The sequence below is a fragment of the Paraburkholderia sp. CNPSo 3274 genome (assembly GCF_024206475.1).
Taxonomy (GTDB): domain Bacteria; phylum Pseudomonadota; class Gammaproteobacteria; order Burkholderiales; family Burkholderiaceae; genus Paraburkholderia.
Genome location: NZ_JAMBPR010000041.1, coordinates 13177 through 32696, shown reverse-complemented (window position 1 = coordinate 32696; position 19520 = coordinate 13177). Strand labels below are relative to the sequence as shown.

The following is a 19520-nucleotide window of genomic DNA, read 5'->3' as shown; positions in this document are numbered from 1 at the left end:
AATCTAAATTCAGGTTTAGCTATCGATTCAACTATCAAGCGGCAGCAATATCTGAAACTCGGTGTGGCCCGGCCGGCTATCCACTTCGATCAGTCCGTCGTGCTGCTGGACGAACGTCTGCGCGAGCGTGAGGCCGAGACCGCTGCCATCCTCGCGCCCGGAGACGAGCGGATAGAAGATGCGGTCGCGAATATCCTCGGGAATGCCGGGTCCGTTGTCAGTGATATGCAAGTCCAATGCCAGCTTGCATAATCGTTTGGAAATCGTGACCTTGCGCGCAATGCGCGTGCGCAATTCAATGCGCGCGTCGCCCTGCGAAATGCGTTCGCGCAGCGCCTGCGCCGCGTTGCGCACGATGTTCAGCAGTGCCTGGATCAATTGCTCCTTGTCGCCGCGCAGGTCGGGCACGCTCACGTCGTAGTCGCGCTCGATGGTGAGGCCGCGCGGGAATTCCGCGAGGATCACGGCGCGCACGCGCTCGCACACTTCGTGAATATTCACGTCGCCGACGATATGCGGATGCCGGTGCGGCTCCAGCAGCCGGTCGACGAGCGTCTGCAGGCGGTCCGACTCCTTGATGATCACCTGCGTGTACTCGCGCAGTTCGTCGCGCTCCAGCGCGCCGAGTTCGAATTCGAGCAACTGCGCCGCGCCGCGAATACCGCCGAGCGGGTTCTTGATCTCGTGCGCGAGATTGCGGATCAGATGCTTGTTCACCGCCGTGAGGTCGTGAATGCGCTCCTCTCGGTCGCTGCGCAGGTGCCGCTCGTTCTCGAAGAGTTCGAGCAGCACGTAATCGGGCGCGCTTTCGAGAAAACCCACGACCACATGTACGTTCAGCGGTTCGCGTCCGGGGCGTTCCAGCGAAGCGTCGAGCCGCGTCGCGTGAAAGCGATGCTCGGCGATCGACGCAATCGTCGAAAGCAGCTCGTCCGCATTCGAGAAGAGATCGGACCACGCCATCTGCGCGAGCTGACGGCGCGAGAGATCGAGCATCGCCTCCGCAGAAGGATTCGCGAAGGCGACACGCAGTGTGCGCTTGTCGAGCACGAGCACGACAGTGGGCAACGCCTCGAAGCCGGGCAACAGGCCCGACTCGACGAGCGGCGCGTCGTCGGAGAGCGGTTCGGCGTGGCCCTTTCTTGCCTTGATCAGATTCTTGAGCACCATGTTTCAGGCCGGCCGCCACACGGCGCACCAGCAACGGTCCTGGTCGTTAATTCTGGTCACTACGCTGGTCAACAAGCGGGTCAATACGCCTCGTCGACAAGCGACAAAGCGGCCCAACGAAAAAGGGACGGCACCGCCGTCCCTGGGAGACCCAACGCCCACGCGTCCTGCGAGTCGAAGAAACTGAACCGGCGCTTCGCTGTGTAGCGTGCAGCGAAGCGCCATCGCCAATTACAGCGAGTAGTACAGTTCGAACTCGACCGGGTGCGTGGTCATACGCACGCGTTGCAGTTCGCTTTCCTTCAGCGCGAGGTACGCGTCGATCATGCCGTCGGTGAACACACCACCGCGCGTCAGGAACTCGCGATCCTTGTCGAGCGCGTCGAGAGCCTGGTCGAGGCCGGCGCAAACGGTCGGGATCTTTGCATCCTCTTCCGGCGGCAGGTCGTACAGGTTCTTGTCGGCGGCTTCGCCCGGGTGGATCTTGTTCTGCACGCCGTCCAGACCCGCCATCATCAGTGCCGAGAAGCACAGGTACGGGTTAGCGAGCGGATCCGGGAAGCGCGTTTCGATACGGCGGCCCTTCGGGTTCGACACGTGCGGAATACGGATCGATGCCGAACGGTTGCGTGCCGAGTAAGCGAGCTTGACCGGCGCTTCGAAGTGCGGCACGAGACGCTTGTACGAGTTCGTACCCGGGTTCGTGATGGCGTTCAGCGCGCGAGCGTGCTTGATGATGCCGCCGATGTAGAACAGCGCGAATTCCGACAGACCTGCGTAGCCGTTACCCGCGAACAGGTTCTGGCCGTCCTTCCAGATCGACTGGTGAACGTGCATGCCCGAACCGTTGTCGCCAACGACCGGCTTCGGCATAAACGTTGCCGTCTTGCCATACGTGTGCGCCACGTTGTGGACGATGTACTTCAGTTGCTGCGTCCAGTCCGCGCGCTGAACCAGGGTCGAGAACTTCGTGCCGATTTCGTTCTGGCCCTGGCCCGCCACTTCGTGGTGGTGCACTTCGACCGGAATGCCGATCTGCTCGAGCAGCAGACACATTTCCGAGCGGATGTCCTGGAACGAGTCGACCGGCGCGACCGGGAAGTAGCCGCCCTTCGTGCCCGGACGGTGACCGGTGTTGCCGCCTTCGAATTCCTTGCCCGATGACCACGGTGCTTCTTCCGAGCCGATCTTGACGAAGCAGCCCGACTGGTCAGCGCTCCACTGGACCGAGTCGAAAATGAAGAATTCCGGCTCCGGACCGAAGAAGGCGGTGTCGCCCAGGCCCGTGCTCTTCAGGTACGCTTCAGCGCGCTTGGCGAGCGAACGCGGGTCGCGCTCGTAGCCCTTGCCGTCGGCCGGCTCGACCACGTCGCAGGTCAGCACGAGCGTCGATTCTTCGTAGAACGGGTCGACGAAGGCCGTGTTCGGGTCCGGCACGAGCAGCATGTCCGAGGCTTCGATGCCCTTCCAGCCGGCGATCGACGAACCGTCAAACGCATGACCCGACTCGAACTTGTCTTCGTCGAATGCCGACAGCGGAACCGAAACGTGCTGCTCCTTGCCGCGCGTGTCCGTGAAGCGGAAGTCGACAAACTTGACGTCTTCGTCCTTGACGAGTTGCATGACGTCGGCCACGGATTTACTCATAACCTATTCTCCTGATTAACGATTTCGGCGAACGCTGCCGCCGTCCCAATCTTGTTGATCCCCGCCGGCCGCCTCCTTCCCAGGTCTGTCCTGCTGACCTCGGCTGGCCGGCTGCGAATCGATCGAGACATATAAAGCAGCTTCCATGCCATGCATGCGCCAACGTGGCGCAAAACCCTTTCGCGACACGCACTTGGAGTCAAAAATCGTGCGCCGCGCTTTTGTGGAGCCACCAACGTGGCGGCTCATCGGCACCAAATTCGTGCAATCCCGAATTTGGCGCGCGAGTCTCTCTTCATTATGGTGCAAAACCTCTCTCGCGCACCATTTCAATGCATCGCGCCCTTTGTTGCGCCCAGCGCATCGCGTCCGTGCGGTTTCACCTTGTCGGGACGGTCCTACCCGCTCGGTCCCCACGCGCTAGAATGGTTTTTTGGTCCAACGCGAAACAGGAGATCCGTTGTCATGAGTACGCTCGAACAGTTGTACGCCCAGGCCGAGCAGCGCCGCGTCGAGAACCAGCTGCCCTACGCGGGCGCGGTATCGCCCGCAGAGGCATTCGAGCTTCTGCAGCTCGATCCGCGTGCGCGCCTCGTCGACGTGCGCACGCGCGCTGAACTCGACTGGGTCGGCCGTCCCGTCGTGGGCGACGGCCAATACTCGCACGTCGAATGGACCCGCTATCCGGGCGGCGTGCCCAACGCCGAGTTCCTCACCCAGCTCAAGAGCGCCGTGGAAGCCGACGCGCCCGTGCTGTTCCTGTGCCGCAGCGCAGCGCGCTCCAAGCTCGCCGCCATCGAGGCCACAAAGGCCGGTTTCACGAAGGCCTATGACCTGCTCGAAGGTTTCGAAGGCGACAAGGACGGCCAGGGGCACCGCAAGACCGTCACCGGCTGGTGCTTCCGAGGCCTGCCGTGGATCGGCGCCTAAGACCGCTCCACTCCAACCCAACGGGCCACTCTGAGCGCCCCGTGTGACACGCCGATGATGCGCCGCCTGCCCTGCCGCCGTACGCGGCGCACCTTCACACGCTGATTCAAAAGCCGGCGCGCGGCCCGCTGCGGCGCTCGCGATCGGGCGAGCCCTCGCCCGGCGCCGCCGGCTCGACCACATCGCCGCCCAGCTCGTGCACGCCTTCGCGCAGCTTCACGAAGGCGGCCGCCACGGCCTCGGGCTCGCCCTTCACGCCCAGATCGATGTGTCGGCGCGCATAAATACCGCCGCGCTCCGTATCGCCCACGCTCGGCAGGCTGAACACCCGCACGCCCGAAAAATCGCGCTCAATGCGCTCCATGAGCGGCGTGAGCGTCGACTCCGGCAGCTCGAACACGAGCAGCGACTTCTCGGCGTGCGGCGTCTGGTGATGCAGGTGTGCGTACTTCGTGTCGAGCACCCACTCGATCATCGGCCAGGCCATCACGGGGAAACCGGGCACGAAGTAATGATCGCGAATCGAAAAACCCGGAATCTTGTTGTAGCCGTTCGGGATGATCTCGCAGCCCTGGGGGAACGTGCCCATCTGGAAGCGGTGCAGATTCTCGGGCGACTGGTAGTTCACGGGATCGGCACCCGTGTGCATGTCGCGGATACGCTCACGGATAGCCGCCTCGGCGTCAGGGTGCAACGCGAGCGGCACGCCCAGCGCCGCAGCTGCGCACTGGCGCGTGTGGTCGTCCGGCGTCGCGCCGATGCCGCCCGTCGAGAACACGATGTCGCCCGAAGCGAACGAGCGCCGCAGCGTCTCGGTGATGCGCTCGGGGTCGTCGCCCACGTACTGGGCCCACTCGAGCGATAGGCCGCGCGCGCCGAGCAGTTCGATGACCTTCGGCAGATGCTTGTCGGAGCGGCGCCCCGAGAGAATCTCGTCGCCGATGATGATGACGCCAAATGCCATGTGTCGCCTCGTTGGATTGTCTTGAGGATGGAGCGTCAGTGCACGATCGTCACGTCGCCGGACGCCTGCTGCACTTCGTGCGCGCGCATGCGCTGAAGCGCGCGCAGGCAGTAGTGCCCGAACCAGAGCGCCGTGAACACCAGAATGAACGCATAGATCCAGATGGTCACCGCCGCCAGCACCGGGAAGAACAGCAGCAGCCACGCGGACACGGCCCAGATCGCCGTGGGCAGCGAGCCGAGCAGTCCGCTCACCACGCCGATCACGAGCAGCGGCAGGCGGTGACTACGCACCAGCGCGCGGCGCTCCTCGACGCTTGCGTGCAGCGCGAGCGCATCGTAGGTCATCACACGATACGTGAGCCAGCCCCACAACAGCGGCGGAATGAGCGCGAAGAACGGCGGAATGAGCCACAGCGGCAGCGTCACGATCATCACGATCAGGCAGACGATGGTCGTGACGAGCGAATAGAGCAGGCTGCCGTACCAACTGCCGCCGCGCCGCATCTCGATCATGCCGTACTGGCGCTTCGAAAGATGGCGGATCACGCGCGGCATCGCGATCGCGACGATCAGCAGCAGCACCGTGATCACGATGAGCGGAATCGTCAGGATGATGACCAGAAACGGCGCGATTGTCGCTCGCAGCCAGCCGAAGCCGAGCGCGTCGAATAGATGATAGAGGTAGGTCGTCGACGACCAGTTCGCGAGCGCGCCCCGCATGAGGTCGAGCAGCGGCTGCCAGAACACAAAGAGCACGGCGCCCCATACCGCCGCCGCCACGAGAAATGGCACGAAGGTGAGAAGCAGCATGGCGGGATGGAACACGCTCGCGAGCGCGCGTCCGAACGAGCGCAACAGGTCATTCATGCGAGCGGAATACGGCGAAAAGGACAGGTAGAGAACACAGTGTCGGCGAAATCGGTGCGACCAAGCCAACAGCATAAACCACCGCGCGCACGGCGGGTAAGACGGGTGAGAGGAAGGGCAAGGACGCCGCGCCGGCGCTCAGGTCACGGTGGCGTCGTCGCGCGCCTCGGACTGCACGGCAGTGGCGGCGCGGGCGCGCGAACGCAGGCGCCGCGCGATGCGGGTGAACGCATAACCCTGCTGCGCCCAGAATCCCTCGCCATAGCGCGCGCCTTCGAGCTGGTCGCGAATGCCCGTGGGCTCGATCTCGCGATTGAACGACGCGCTGCCGAACATCATGTCCCACCAGGGGAACAGCACGCCGAAGTTGCATCCATAATGGGTGCCCTCGTGGCCATAGCCGATGGCGTGATGACGGCGGTGAAAGCGCGGGCTCACCAGGAGCCGCTCGCCGAGCCAGCCGAAATGTACGCGAATATTGGCGTGCTGCACGCTCTGCGCGAAATTCGTGAGCGCGACGAGCACCACGAATTGCATGGGCGGCACGCCGATGAAGAGCGCCACGGCGGCGAACATGCACGATTGTCCGATCACGTCGAGGAGGTGGTTGCGGTCATCGCACCAGAGCGACATCTTGCGCTGGCTGTGATGCACGGCGTGCAGCTCCCACCAGATGCCGTAGCGATGCGAAAGCCGGTGATACCAGTAACTGAAGAAGTCGAGCACCACGAGGTAAAGTGCGAACGCCACGAGCGGCTGCGTGGTTACGCCCGGCCAGAGATTGTCGAGGTCCACCGTCTTCACGCCCATGAGCCGCAGCGCGCTCTGCGCACGGTCGAAGAAAGGCTGCATCGTGAAGAAGAACAGCAGGTTCAGAATGCCGAGGCGCGTGACCCACGTGTAGAGCGCATCGACGCCCACACCCTTGCGGTCGCGCCACTTCTCCGCGGGCACGAGCGCTTCGAGCGGGCGCAGCAGCGCGTACATCAGGCCCACTTCGAGCAGGCCCACGATCACCCAGTACAGCGCGTCATAGGCGTCTTCGTCCACGTCCATCATGCCGACGTGGAAGAGCATCGGCTGTATCGCGTTGACGTAGAGGAGCGTCTGGAGCCACGACACGAGGTCGTCCGCACCCGAGACCATGGCCTGCCCCGCATGCGCAATCACCGCCAGCACAGACGCCACCATGTCCACGCGCCCTCTCCGATCTTATGGTTCTTTAGGCTCCGTTCGGCGCCGTGACGGGCGCGCGATCGTAGAAGTAGATGCCATGCGGCGAGCGGCCCACGGCGATGGTCTTGATGAGCTTCCTGGTCTGCATGTCGATGAGGCCGATGTGCTTCGCGAAACGGAACGTCACCCACAGGTAGCGCTTGTCGGCGGTCAGTTCCATGTCGTCGGGACCGGGCATCAGGCCGCTGATCTCGCCGGTCTTTTCGAGCGTGTCCTCGTCGATGATGCTGATGACGTTCGCCACGCGGCTCGACACCAGCACGTGGCGGCCGTCCACGAGCGAGCGGAAGTTGTGCGCGGCCTTGCCGACCTGGATCGTCTTGACGATCTTCTGGTTGCGCCAGTCCACCACCGCAACGTAGTCGGCGCCCGTCATGCCGACGAGCAGGTACTTGTCGCCAGGCGTGAGCCACAGGCCTGCCGGCGCGGCACCGACCTTCATCTTCCAGAGCACCTTCTGCGTCGGCAGATCGACCGCAGCGATTTCGCCAGAAACCTGCAGCGAAACGAACACGGTGCGGCTGTCGTTGGTGAACGCCAGATGGCTCGGCATGGCCGAGAGCGGCAGGCGTTTGGCGAGCGTGATGTTGCTGCCGCCCGCGTAGTTGTAGATGTCGAGGCGGTCGAGGCGCAGGCCCGTGGTGACGAACCACTTGCGGTCGGGCGAGAAGCCGAGCTGGTACGGGTCTTCGACGTTTTCGACCCAGCGCTGCGGCTTGCCGGTTTTCGGATCGACGAACAGGAGGTTGTTCGATACCGAGTTCGCGACGATCAGCGAGGTGTTGTCCGGCGTGGGAAAGAGGTGATGCGGTTCCTTGCCCGTGGGCACGGTGCCGACGACTTCGTGCGTCTTGTCGTCGATGAGGCTCAGCGTGGCTTCGCCCGAATTCAGGACGATGATGTTGTCCGCGTAAGCGGCCGTGGAGCCGAATGTGGCAACTGTCGCTGCGCAAGCGAGCGCAAACGTTGCGGCCTTGACGGCGACGCGGCTAAGTGTGTTGTTGTACATGAAGAATCGTTCCCGGGCAGATTCGTGATTGTAGAACGTCTACCGGCACGCAAGGTTGACGTAGGGCCCTTGAAATATGAGAGGGGCGCAATTAAGCGCCCCTTTTTCGAACAGGTGTTATGGCCCGTAATGCGGAAGCTGCGACTTATCGCTGCATCGACTCCCACACCTTGTAGAGGCGCTTGACCGAGACCGGCATCGGCGTGCGCAATTCCTGCGCGAAGAGCGAGATGCGCAGCTCTTCGAGCAGCCAGCGGAACTCCAGGAGACGCGGGTCGAACACGCCGCCGCGCTGCGAGAGTGCGCGCTGATACTGCTGCGCGAGCGGCTGGAATTCGGCGGCCTGGCGCGCGTCGCGCGCGGGGTCGGCGCGCAGCTTGTCGATGCGCAGCGCGACGCCCTTCAGATAGCGCGGGAAATGCACGAGCTGCGCATAGGGCGTCTCCAGAATGAAGCGCTTGCTGATGAGCGAGTCGACCTGCGCCTGCATGTCCGCTGCCGGCGCGCCGAAGGCCTTGGCCTGCACGAGCTTCTTCGCCAGAGACGCGTATTCCGCGAGAATCTGCCCCACCAGACGCGCGATTTCCTGCGCGAGCAGCGAGAGACGTCCGCGGCCTTGGTCCTTGCGCGCGTGGAAGCTCGCGTCGTCGTCGGGCAGCGGGTCTTGCAGGCAGGCGCGGTCGAGCGCGAGTTCGACCAGCTGGTCGCGCAGTTCCTCCTGCGTGGCGCGCGCCATGAACTGCATCGCCATCTCGCGCAGACCCGGCAGGTTCTTCTCCAGGTAGCGGATCGGCTCGCGCAGCTGCAGCGCGAAGAGCCGGCGCAGCCCCGCGCGATGGATGCGCGCAGCCTCCTCCGGCGAATCGAACACTTCGACGTCGCAATGCGTGCCGCGATCGACGAGCGCCGGATAGCCGAACAGCGTCTGTCCGCCGCGACGGATTTCCAGCAGCTCGGGCAGCTTGCCGAAATTCCACGTCGAGAGGTTTTCGTAGAGCGCCGTGGCAGGCGTTGCGTCGCCCGGCGCGGGCGTGCGCGGCGCACTGCTCTTTTGCGGCGCGTTGATGTCTGCGACGCGCTCAACCTGAGCGTTCTGAGGTACCTCACCGCCCTGCGCATGCGTTTCCAGCGCGGCGAGCGCCGTCGCGCTCGCAAGCTTCTGGAATTGCTGCTGCGCCTGCGCACCGAGTTCGGCGCGCAGTTGCGCAAGGTTGCGGCCCATCGCGAGCTGGCGACCGTGCTCGTCGATCACCTTGAAGTTCATAAAGAGGTGTGCGGGCAGCGTCTCCAGCTTGAAGTCGGCGGACTTCAGGGCGATCTGCTTTTGCTCGCGCACGTCGGCGATCAACGCTTCCAGCAGCCCGCCCGCGCCGAAACGCTCGCCGCCCGTGCGCTCCGCAAAGCCGGCCGCGTACTCGGGCAGCGGCACGCAGTGGCGGCGCAGCTTCTGCGGCAGCGACTTCAAGAGCAGTTGCGCCTTCTCCTTGACCATGCCCGGCACGAGCCATTCGCAGCGGCGCGCATCGACCTGGTTGAGCGCGTAGAGCGGCACCGCGAGCGTCACACCGTCGCGCGGCGAGCCCGGTTCGAAGTGATATGCGAGCGCCATCGCCACGCCCGACATCGTCATGCGCTTCGGGAACAGGTCGGTCGTCACGCCCGCTGCTTCGTGGCGCATCAGGCCGTCGCGAGAGAGGTACAGCAGACGCAGCTTGTCCTCGGGCTGCCCGCCCTTTCTCACCTCGTCGCGATACCAGCGCTCGAACGACGCGCCCGAGTAAATGCCTTCAGGAATCGCCTGATCGTAGAAGCCGTAGATCAGCTCATCGTCGACAAGCACGTCCTGGCGGCGCGATTTGTGTTCCAGCTGCTCGATATCGGCCAGCAGCTTGCGGTTATGCGCGAAGAACGCGAGCTTCGTGTCGAACTCGCCTTCCACGAGCGCGCCGCGAATAAAGAGCTCGCGCGCACGCGCCGGGTCCTGCTTGCCGAATGCCACGCGCCGGCGTTGATACACCGGCAGGCCATACAGCACCCCACGCTCGAACGCGCTCACCTGCGCCGCGCGTTTTTCCCAATGCGGTTCGGAGAGCGACGTCTTCAGCAAATGCGCGCCGACCTTCTCCAGCCACTCGGGCTCGATCTTGGCGATGCAGCGCGCGTAGAGACGGCTCGTTTCGACAAGCTCCGCGGCCACGACCCAGCGCCCCGCTTTCTTCACGAGCGCCGAGCCCGGCCACAGATGGAACTTGATGCCGCGCGCACCGAGGTAATGCGGCTCGTCGTCGGCCTTCAGGCCGATATTGCCGAGCAGGCCCGTGAGTAGCGCGTGATGGATCTGCTCGTAGGTCGCGTCGGCTTCGTTGATGCGCCAGCCATGCTCGCGGACCACCGTCAGCAATTGTGAATGCACGTCGCGCCATTCGCGCAAACGCAAGTGCGACAGGAAATTCGCGCGGCACGAATCCAGCAACTGCCGGTTGGACTTCTTGTGCGCGACGGCCTCTTCGAACCAGGCCCAGATCTTGAGCCACTGCAGGAATTCGGAGCGCTCGTCGGCAAAACGGCGATGCGCCTGGTCCGCCTGCTCCTGCGCCTCGATTGGCCGATCGCGCGGATCCTGCACCGATAGCGCGCTCGCGATGATGAGCACTTCGCGCAGCGCCTGCTCGTCGCGTGCGCCGAGAATCATCCGACCCACGCGCGGATCGAGCGGCAGGCGCGCGAGTTCGCGGCCGAGCGGCGTGAGCGCGTTGTCGTCGTCCACGGCGCCGAGTTCGTTGAGCAACTGATAGCCGTCGGCGATCGCGCGGCCCGGCGGCGGCTCGATAAACGGGAACGTCTCGATCGCCGTCAGATGCAGCGACTTCATGCGCAGGATCACGGCGGCGAGCGACGAGCGCAGGATTTCCGGATCGGAGAAGCGCGGCCGCGCGATGAAATCTGATTCCTCGTAAAGCCGGATGCAGATGCCGTCCGCGACACGCCCGCAACGGCCCGCGCGCTGGTTCGCCGCCGCCTGCGAAATCGACTCGATCTGCAACTGCTCGACCTTGTTGCGGTACGAATAACGCTTTACGCGCGCGAGGCCCGTATCGACCACGTAGCGGATGCCGGGCACCGTGAGCGACGTTTCGGCCACATTGGTCGCGAGCACGATGCGGCGCGCGTTCGACGGCTTGAATACGCGTTCCTGCTCCTGCGCGGAAAGCCGCGCGAAAAGCGGCAGGATTTCCGTGTGCGGCGGATGATGCTTGCGCAGCGCTTCCGCGGCGTCGCGAATCTCGCGCTCGCCGGGCAGGAACACGAGCACGTCGCCCGAGCCTTCGCGGCAGAGTTCGTCGACGGCATCGACGATGGCCTCCATCAAGTCGCGATCCGTGTCGCGTTGCGACTTTGCGCCTTTTTCGCGGCCCGTCGTGCCCTGCGCATTCTTGACCGCCGGGCTGTCCTCCTGCACCGGCCGATAGCGCACCTCGACGGGATACAACCGCCCGCTCACCTCGATCACCGGTGCGGGCTTTTCCTCGCTGCCGAAGTGGCGCGCGAAGCGATCGGCGTCGATGGTCGCCGAAGTCACGATCAGCTTGAGGTCGGGCCGGCGCGGCAGAATCTCCTTCAGATAACCGAGCAGGAAGTCGATGTTGAGGCTGCGCTCGTGCGCCTCGTCGATGATGATCGTGTCGTAGGCCTTGAGCAGCGGATCGGTTTGCGTCTCCGCGAGCAAAATGCCGTCGGTCATGAGCTTGACCGAGGCGCCCGGCGAGAGATTGTCGGTGAAGCGCACCTTGTAGCCGACCACTTCGCCGAACGGCGTATTGAGTTCATCGGCGATGCGCCGCGCCGTGGCCGAAGCCGCGATCCGGCGCGGCTGCGTATGGCCGATCAAACCCGTGCCGCCCGCGCCGAGGCCGCGGCCCAGTGCGAGCGCGATCTTCGGCAACTGCGTGGTCTTGCCCGATCCCGTTTCGCCGCTCACGATCACGACCTGATTCTGGGCAATCGCACGCGCGATTTCTTCGCGGCGGCCGGAGACCGGCAGTGCTTCGGGGAACGCGATGGGCGGAACCTTGTTCGGCTCGACGTTCGTTCGCGGCGCACGCGGCGGACGTTCGCTGCGCGGGTTGCGTTCGTTCGTTTCGGCCGTTTCGCTGCCAGCGCGCGCGGCGCGGGGCTCCGCGGATTCATCCCGTTCGCGCGCAGCATCCGGCCGCGGCGTACGTCGCGGTTGATGTTGCGCCGGTTTTTGCTGTGGCGACGGATGGCGCGGGGCGTTGCGCGGCGGCTTCTGCGACGCGTTAGCCGAAGCATCGCGCGTTGCGCGTTGCGTCTGCGCGCGCGCGTCACGCTGCGGGTCTGGCTTGCGCGTCTGATCGCGCGACCCGTGCGCTTCACCCTGCTGCGCACGTTGTCCACGTTGCGCCGAGCGACTTGTCTCGCCGCGCGCCGGTTGGGCCGCCGCTGGCTCAGAAGCCCTTCGCGGTTCGCGCGCTTGCTCAGGCTCGCGTGTCTCGCCATGCCCGCCTTGCGCGTCTTTCGGTTCGACGGACTGCGCCGGCGCGGGCTCAGCCGCACGCTTGTCCTGTACGCGCGCGCCGCCCAGCGCGCCGCCGCCCACCAGCGCGCCAAGCTTGTCCGTCGACGCGAGCTTTTGCCCGTCGCCGTACTTCTGCGACGCGCTTTTCGCTTTCGCGCCGTCCGGCGCCGATTCCTTCCCGGCCGGGGTGTTGCTGCCCTGCGCGGAGGCAGGTCTTTTGGGTACATTCGACATGGGGGCGCATTATAATCCCGGGCATGAATTCCCAAACCGACCTCGTCCCCGCCACCGGCAGCACGCCGGCATCCACGGCCGCTGCGGATTCCGCCTCGCAGCTCATTGCGCAGCACGCGCAGTTCGTCGACTGGATGCGATCGGTCGCGCCCTACATCCACGCGTTCCAGGGCAAGACTTTCGTCGTCGGATTCGGCGGCGAGGTCGTGCACCAGAACCTGCTCAACGCGCTCGTCGCCGACATCGCGCTCTTGCAGGCCATGGGCATCCAGATCGTGCTCGTGCACGGTTCGCGCCCTCAGGTCGAGGAGCAGATGAGCCTGCACGGCGTCGAATCCGAGTTCTCGCATGGCATGCGCATCACCAATGCCCGCGCGCTCGAATCCGCGAAGGAAGCCGCCGGCGAAGTGCGTCTCGATATCGAGGCCGCGATCAGCCAGGGTCTGCCGAACACGCCGATGGCGCATGCGCACATCAGCGTCGTGTCGGGCAACTTCGTGACAGCGCGGCCGGTCGGCATTCTCGACGGCGTGGACTTCCAGCATACGGGCGTCGTGCGCAAGATCGACGCCGATTCGATCCGCCACTCGCTCGCGAGCCGCAAGCTCGTGCTGCTCTCGCCGCTCGGTTTTTCGCCCACGGGCGAGGCGTTCAATCTGTCGATGGAGGACGTCGCCTCGGCGGCGGCCATCGCGCTGCGCGCCGACAAGATCGTTTTCCTCACGGAAACGCAAGGCCTGATCGACGAGGAAGGCGAGCTGATCCGCGAAATGTCACTCGACGACGCCTACAAGCTGCAAGAAGGCGGCACCGTCCTCGGCGATGCGGGCTTCTATCTGAAGCACTCCATTCGCGCCTGCCGCGGCGGCGTGGGCCGCGCGCACATCATTCCCTACGCGCTCGACGGCGGCTTGCTGCTCGAACTGTTCCTGCATGACGGCGTGGGCACCATGATCTCGTATGAGAATCTGGAAAGCCTGCGCGAAGCCACGCCTGACGACGTCGGCGGCATTCTCACGCTGATCGAGCCGCTCGAAACCGACGGCACGCTCGTGCGGCGCGGGCGTCACCAGATCGAGCGCGACATCGACCACTTCTCGGTGATCGAGCACGATGGCGTGCTGTTCGGCTGCGCGGCGCTTTACGCGTATTCGCAGGAGCGTATCGGCGAAATGGCGTGCCTCACGGTCTCGCCCGAAGCACAGGGCTCCGGCGACGGCGAACGCCTCTTGCGCCGCATCGAGCAGCGCGCGCGGGCGCGCGGCCTCACGCGCATTTTCGTGCTCACCACGCGCACCGAACACTGGTTCCTGAAGCGCGGCTTCGTCAAGGTTACAGTGGACGACCTGCCCGAAGACCGCCGCCGCCTCTATAACTGGCAGCGCAAATCGCTCGTGCTGATGAAACAGCTCTGAGCGCGCTGCCACCCACACATACGACTACAGGAGAAGCACAGCATGGCCCGTATGATCCAATGCGCGAAGCTCGGCAAGGAAGCCGAAGGCCTCGACTTTCCTCCGCTGCCGGGCGAGCTCGGCAAGCGCATCTACGAAAACGTCTCGAAAGAGGCATGGCAGCAGTGGCTCAAGCAGCAGACCATGCTGATCAACGAAAACCGGCTGAACATGGCCGATCCGCGCGCGCGCCAGTACCTGATGAAGCAGACCGAGAAGTTCTTCTTCGGCGAAGGCGCCGACCAGGCTTCGGGCTACGTGCCGCCGACCGAAGGCTAAGGCCTTCCGTTGCGCGCCGGGATTTGTCCCCGAGCCCCACAAACGCAGCATAATGCTCCGCAAAAACCGCGCCCCCGGCGCGGTTTTTTTATGCGCTTCATGCGCTTTCCAGGCCGCGGAAACGGTTCCATCAAAACGGCGCAATCCCCCGCCACATGGGCCTTCCAGCCCGCGCCCCGAATCCCCGCAGATGCCGAGGTTTGCGCGATCTTCCGTTATCGTGCTACCATGTGGCCTCGTTCAACAGGCATTAGCCATCAATTGCATTTGGCACGGCGCCCCAAAACGCCATTATCCCGAATGCGCATATGACAAAAGGAACGTTCCGCCACGCGGGCTTCTTTTTCGTTTCAGCGGCGCTTCACTCAGGCACCTCGTGCCGGTCCAGCGTCCTCATGCGTCCTGCCCCCCTTCCACGGCCACGCAGGCGCAACGTTAAACACAATTCGTCCGAGTGTCGTTTCGCGACACTTCAGCATTGCTTTCGTGCGCCGCTCGCCTTGTGCGATGCACCATCGGCCCGCTCTCGTCTCTGACGTGACGTGCCGCGCGCGAAATGTCGCCGCTATCGCGAAACGGTACTCTCCGGCAACCGTGGCGGACCCTCGAGGGTTCGTCGCAGTCATTGGAGATGCAGACCTTGACCGCTTCCACCTCCGGCTCGTCGGCCCAGACCGACCTTACCCTCGACGACATCACGATCGTCGATAAAAGCCTCCTCAAACGCGCCGTCGGTGCCATGGCGCTCGGCAACGCCATGGAATGGTTCGACTTCGGCGTGTACAGCTACATCGCCGTCACGCTCGGCCAGGTGTTCTTCCCGTCGAGCAGCCCTTCGGCGCAGCTCATCGCCACGTTCGGCACGTTCGCAGCCGCGTTCGTCGTGCGCCCGATCGGCGGCATGGTGTTTGGGCCGCTCGGCGACCGCATCGGCCGCCAGCGCGTGCTCGCGATGACGATGATCATGATGGCCTGCGGCACCTTCGCCATCGGCCTGATTCCCTCGTACAAGTCGATCGGCATTGCCGCACCCGCACTGCTGCTCGTCGCGCGCCTGGTTCAGGGCTTCTCGACCGGCGGCGAATACGGCGGCGCGGCCACCTTCATCGCCGAATTCGCCACCGACAAGCGCCGCGGCTTCATGGGCAGCTTCCTCGAATTCGGCACGCTGATCGGCTATGTGTTCGGCGCGGGCACGGTTGCCGTGCTGACCGCCATGCTCTCGCACCAGCAACTGCTCGACTGGGGTTGGCGCGTGCCGTTCATGATCGCGGGTCCGCTCGGCCTCGTGGGGCTCTATATCCGCACGAAGCTCGAAGAAACGCCCGCGTTCAAGCGCGAAGCGGAACTGCGCGAAGCCGAAGAGCACACGCGCCCGAAGCTCACCCTGAACTCGCTCCTCACGCAGCATCTGCGCCCTTTCCTGCTGTGCGTGGGTCTCGTGCTGATCTTCAACGTGACCGACTACATGGCGCTGTCGTACCTGCCGAGCTACCTCTCTGCGACGCTGCACTTCAACGAGACACACGGCCTCTTCCTCGTGCTGATCGTGATGGTGCTCATGATGCCGATGACGCTCGCGTTCGGCCGCCTCTCCGACGCCGTGGGCCGCAAGCCGGTGATGCTCGCGGGCTGCGTGGGCCTGATCCTGCTGTCGATCCCGTCGCTTACGCTGATCCAGACGGGCGCGCTCGTGCCGGTGTTTTTCGGCCTCCTGATTCTCGGCGCGCTGCTCTCGTGCTTCACGGGCGTGATGCCCTCGGCGCTGCCGGCGCTGTTCCCGACCGCGATCCGCTATGGCGCGCTCGCCATCGGCTTCAACGTGTCGGTGTCGCTGTTCGGCGGTACCACGCCGCTCGTGGCGGCATGGCTCGTCGAGCACACGCAGAACCTCATGATGCCCGCGTACTACCTGATGGGCGCGGCGGTGATCGGCATCGTCTCGGTGCTGGCGCTGCATGAAACGGCACGCCGCCCGCTGCCGGGCTCGGCGCCGAGCGTGAGCACCAAGGCGGAAGCGCACGCGGTACTGCGCGGTGTGCGTCTCGCGCGCGAACTCGACGAGGAATACGCCGTCGCCAACGCAGTGCGCGCCTGATACGGCACCACTGACACGCAAAAAGGCCAGCTTCGCGCTGGCCTTTTTCTTGCGCGCGCTGAGGGCTATTCGACGAGGTTGACGTGCTCGACGTCCAATGCGGCGTTGCTTCCGATCGTGAGCATCGCCACCGAGATCGGTAACTTGAAGCGGCGCGGCCCCGCGCTGCCAGGGTTCACGTACAGCACGCCCTGGCGCGTTTCGAGCACGGGCTTGTGCGAATGCCCGCTCACGACCACAGCAATGCCTTCGCCAGCGGGATCGCCCTGCAGGTCGGGCAGTTCGTGGACCACCGCAAGCTGGACCCCAGCCAGCGTGACGGTAGTCTGCACCGGCAACGTCTCGGCCCACGCGCCATGATCGTTGTTGCCGCGCACGGCGGTGAGCGGCGCGATGGCCGCGAGCGTGTCGAGCACGCGCTGATCGCAGATATCGCCCGCATGCACGATGGCGTCCGCGCCCTCGACGAAGGCGAGCAGCTCCGGACGCAGCAGATTGTGCGTGTCGGAAACCAGTGCAATACGTAGCGGATGCAGCGGACGTTTCGCGGACATGTCGTTGCGTTTCGATTGAATACCGCCGATTATCTCCGCGCTCATGCCTCGCCGTCGCCCTCCCCTGGTGCTGCGCCGACATACACCACGAGCCACACGCTCGGCACAGTCGGATCGGTCCACGACACGCGATGACGGCAGTGCGCCGGGAAATGCACGTAGTCGCCGGGCAGCAGGCGTCGCGGCGGCTGTGCCGTGTCCTCGAATTCCAGGGTCGCCGCACCGGCAAGAAGCGCCACCCATTCCTCGCGCGCGTCGTCGTACCAGAAACCCGGCGGGCTCGCCTGGCCGGTGGAGACGATACGCTCGATCCGCACCCCAGCGCGCGAAACGAGCGTATCGAAGCGCTCGTCGTTGGCGTCGTGATGGATGCCTGCGAAGAGATTGCCGAATGCGGCCGTGTTCGGTTCGTTCATGCAAAAGCGCTCATTCAAGAGGTTTCAGGCCGTCGAGCAAGGTCGGCACCAGCTCGCTCACGGTCGGGTGGATGTGCATTGCGTATTGCAGCGTCGTGTAGGGCGCGTCGGCTGTCATCGTGTCGATGAACGTGTGGATCGCCTCGTCGCCCTCGATGCCGAATATCGTCGCGCCGAGAATACGTTGCGTCTGCGGGTCCACCAGCGCCTTCATGAAGCCGTCCGTTTCGCCGCGTTCGCGCGCGCGGCCCACGCGCGACATCGGCATCGTTGCGATGAGCGCGGGTTTGCCAAGCGCGCGCACTTCGCGCTCGCTCATGCCGACGCGCGCCAGCGGCGGGTCGACGAACACCGCGTACGCGAGAATGCGTGTGTCGGCGCTGCGCGCTTTGCCGTCCAGCAGGTTCGCCGCGACGATCTGAAAGTCGTCGTACGAAGTGTGCGTGAACGCGCCGCGGCCATTCACGTCGCCGAGCGCCCAGATGCCCTGCACGCGCGTGCGCAACTGGCCGTCCACGGCGATGAGCCCGTGGGCGTCGCGCTCGATGCCCGCGGCGTCCAGCCCCAGATCGTCCGTGTTCGGCAGGCGGCCGGTCGCGAAAAGCAGATGCGAAACGTCGAGCGGACCGCTGTCGAGCGCGATGCGCACGCCCGCCCGGCCATCCAGCGGCGCGACGCTGCGCGGCTCCGCGCCGAAGCGAAAATCGACGCCTTCGCGTGCGAGCACGTCCTGGACCGCGCGCGAATAATCCTCGTCCTCGCGCGCGAGCACGCGCTGCCCGCGCACGAGCACCGTCACGCGGCTGCCGAAGCGGCGGAACATCTGCGCGAATTCGAGCGCCACGTAGCTGCCGCCGCAAATCGCCAGATGTTCGGGCAGTTCATCCAGCGCAAGCAGCGTCGAGTTGGTTTCGTAGCGGATCGTTTCGACGCCGGGAATGGCAGGAATCAGCGCGCGCGTACCCGTGTTGATGAAGACCTCGGGCGCTTCGAGATCGACCTGCGTGCCGTCGTGGGCAGCCACGCGCACCGCGTGCTCGCCCGTGAAGCGCGCGTGCCCCCTGAACACGGTGACGTTCGGCGCATGGCGCAACCACTGCTCGACGCCATCGCGCGACGCCCCGATGATGCGCTCCTTGCGCGCCTTCACGAACGCGAGATCGACGCGCACGTCGCCCGGCTGCGCGCCCTTGCCGATTTGCACGCCGAAATCCGCCGCATGGCGCGCAACGTGCGCGGCACGCGCGCAGGCGACATACGCCTTGGTCGGCGTGCAGCCCACGTTCACGCAGGTCCCGCCGAACGACGCGCGCTCGATCACCGCAGTCTTGCGGCCGCTCTTCCCAAGCCGCACCGCGAGAGGCGGGCCGCTCTGCCCAGTGCCGATCACGATCGCATCGAAACGTTGTGCCATGCCGCTCTCCTTTGCCGTTGACGCGAGTTGAGCCGCGAGTTGGGCCGCGAGTTCAGCCGATTCGCCGCGCGGATCGCCGCCGAGTCGAACGGCGGCCGATCGCGCCATCTTACGCGCGACAATTGGCCATCGCCCGCAGCGTGATTCCGCGAATCGGGTACGCATCGGCGTAAATTGCGAATGGGAACGAATGAGCAAAAAAAGAGCCGCCTCGCACGTCGAGGCGGCTCACAGGGTGACGTCACAACAGCAAACGGGCGAAGCCGCTGCGCGTCAGGGGGACCGGCGAACGCAGGGCGCACTTGCGTCAGGCGTTCGGTGAACAGGTGATTGGAGAGTCAATTGTTAAGGTCAGGCAAACTCGGTGCGCGAAGTCAGTACACAATCAGTGCACACAATCGGTGGGCGCACATTCGCCATGGCCCGCGTTCCAGAGTTCGCGCGAGCGCTGGAATGCGGCGCGCGCGCCGCGCGTAGCCACCATCAGCCCGACTTGCCCCATGTTGAAGTCGAGCGACACCATCAGCTGCATCAAGTCCACCATCGGCAGGACCAACGCTGGCTGATACAACTGTCGTTCGATAAAGGATTTCATGACCGCTCCCGCTGCATGCCCCGGGTCCTCCTGACGCAAGGTCATTCAATGGTTGTCATTCTAGGAATGCAGCGTGCGTGGATAAATGGGCCGTCCGCGAAGTCACTTGTCGAA

At 64.9% G+C, this 19520-nt stretch carries 15 protein-coding genes; 4 read left to right on the top strand and 11 right to left on the bottom strand.

The genetic code is table 11. The annotated features are described in order from the left end of the window. Positions 1-27: 27 nt before the first annotated feature. Together glnL and glnA are read right to left on the bottom strand one after the other, a co-directional pair. Positions 28-1170 carry a nitrogen regulation protein NR(II) gene (glnL, locus tag M3I54_RS25955; protein ID WP_254341201.1) on the bottom strand — a complete coding sequence of 381 codons (1143 nt, stop codon included), beginning with the start codon at positions 1168-1170 and terminating at the stop codon, positions 28-30. A gap of 231 nt (positions 1171-1401) precedes the next feature. Continuing rightward, positions 1402-2817, bottom strand: coding sequence for a type I glutamate--ammonia ligase (gene glnA / locus M3I54_RS25950; RefSeq protein WP_254341199.1), 1416 nt, complete (start codon positions 2815-2817; stop codon positions 1402-1404). Positions 2818-3282: 465 nt separating this feature from the next. On the opposite strand from glnA, the gene M3I54_RS25945 reads away from it, so the two are divergent. Further along, on the top strand, positions 3283-3747 hold the full coding sequence (locus M3I54_RS25945; protein WP_254341197.1) for a rhodanese-like domain-containing protein: 465 nt from the start codon (positions 3283-3285) through the stop codon (positions 3745-3747). A 106-nt stretch (positions 3748-3853) separates the two neighbouring features. Here the strand turns inward: M3I54_RS25945 and M3I54_RS25940 are convergent, their stop codons facing one another. From M3I54_RS25940 to hrpA, 5 genes are all read right to left on the bottom strand, one after another. Beyond that, entirely contained in the window at positions 3854-4711 is an 858-nt protein-coding gene (locus M3I54_RS25940) for a molybdopterin-binding protein (protein ID WP_254341194.1), read from the bottom strand. 35 nt (positions 4712-4746) lie between these two features. Next, positions 4747-5580 carry an EI24 domain-containing protein gene (locus M3I54_RS25935; RefSeq protein ID WP_254341192.1) on the bottom strand — a complete coding sequence of 278 codons (834 nt, stop codon included), beginning with the start codon at positions 5578-5580 and terminating at the stop codon, positions 4747-4749. A 138-nt stretch (positions 5581-5718) separates the two neighbouring features. Next, entirely contained in the window at positions 5719-6771 is a 1053-nt protein-coding gene (locus M3I54_RS25930; protein ID WP_375542211.1) for a sterol desaturase family protein, read from the bottom strand. A 31-nt stretch (positions 6772-6802) separates the two neighbouring features. Then, entirely contained in the window at positions 6803-7825 is a 1023-nt protein-coding gene (locus tag M3I54_RS25925; protein WP_254341190.1) for a beta-propeller fold lactonase family protein, read from the bottom strand. Positions 7826-7970: 145 nt separating this feature from the next. After that, positions 7971-12596, bottom strand: a complete 4626-nt coding sequence (gene hrpA / locus M3I54_RS25920; protein WP_254341188.1) for an ATP-dependent RNA helicase HrpA — start codon at positions 12594-12596, stop codon at positions 7971-7973. Positions 12597-12619: 23 nt separating this feature from the next. Between hrpA and argA the strand changes: the two genes are divergently transcribed. The 3 genes from argA to proP all read left to right on the top strand — a co-directional run bounded on the left by argA (position 12620) and on the right by proP (position 16427). Continuing rightward, a complete protein-coding gene (gene argA, locus M3I54_RS25915) occupies positions 12620-14011 on the top strand; it encodes an amino-acid N-acetyltransferase (RefSeq protein ID WP_254341186.1) in 1392 nt (463 codons plus the stop codon). A gap of 42 nt (positions 14012-14053) precedes the next feature. Further along, on the top strand, positions 14054-14329 hold the full coding sequence (locus tag M3I54_RS25910) for an oxidative damage protection protein (protein ID WP_028204208.1): 276 nt from the start codon (positions 14054-14056) through the stop codon (positions 14327-14329). A 640-nt stretch (positions 14330-14969) separates the two neighbouring features. Next, positions 14970-16427: a glycine betaine/L-proline transporter ProP gene (proP, locus tag M3I54_RS25905; RefSeq protein WP_375542209.1), complete on the top strand. Its 1458-nt coding sequence runs from the start codon at positions 14970-14972 to the stop codon at positions 16425-16427. Between the two features lie 65 nt (positions 16428-16492). On the opposite strand, the gene M3I54_RS25900 is transcribed toward proP, so the two are convergent. The 4 genes from M3I54_RS25900 to M3I54_RS25885 all read right to left on the bottom strand — a co-directional run bounded on the left by M3I54_RS25900 (position 16493) and on the right by M3I54_RS25885 (position 19406). Further along, entirely contained in the window at positions 16493-16981 is a 489-nt protein-coding gene (locus tag M3I54_RS25900; protein ID WP_254341183.1) for a metallophosphoesterase family protein, read from the bottom strand. A gap of 41 nt (positions 16982-17022) precedes the next feature. Continuing rightward, positions 17023-17397: a cupin domain-containing protein gene (locus M3I54_RS25895; protein WP_254341178.1), complete on the bottom strand. Its 375-nt coding sequence runs from the start codon at positions 17395-17397 to the stop codon at positions 17023-17025. A gap of 10 nt (positions 17398-17407) precedes the next feature. Next, entirely contained in the window at positions 17408-18811 is a 1404-nt protein-coding gene (locus M3I54_RS25890; RefSeq protein WP_254341177.1) for an FAD-containing oxidoreductase, read from the bottom strand. Positions 18812-19196: 385 nt separating this feature from the next. After that, positions 19197-19406, bottom strand: coding sequence for a hypothetical protein (locus M3I54_RS25885; RefSeq protein WP_201700427.1), 210 nt, complete (start codon positions 19404-19406; stop codon positions 19197-19199). Between the last annotated feature and the right edge of the window lie 114 nt (positions 19407-19520).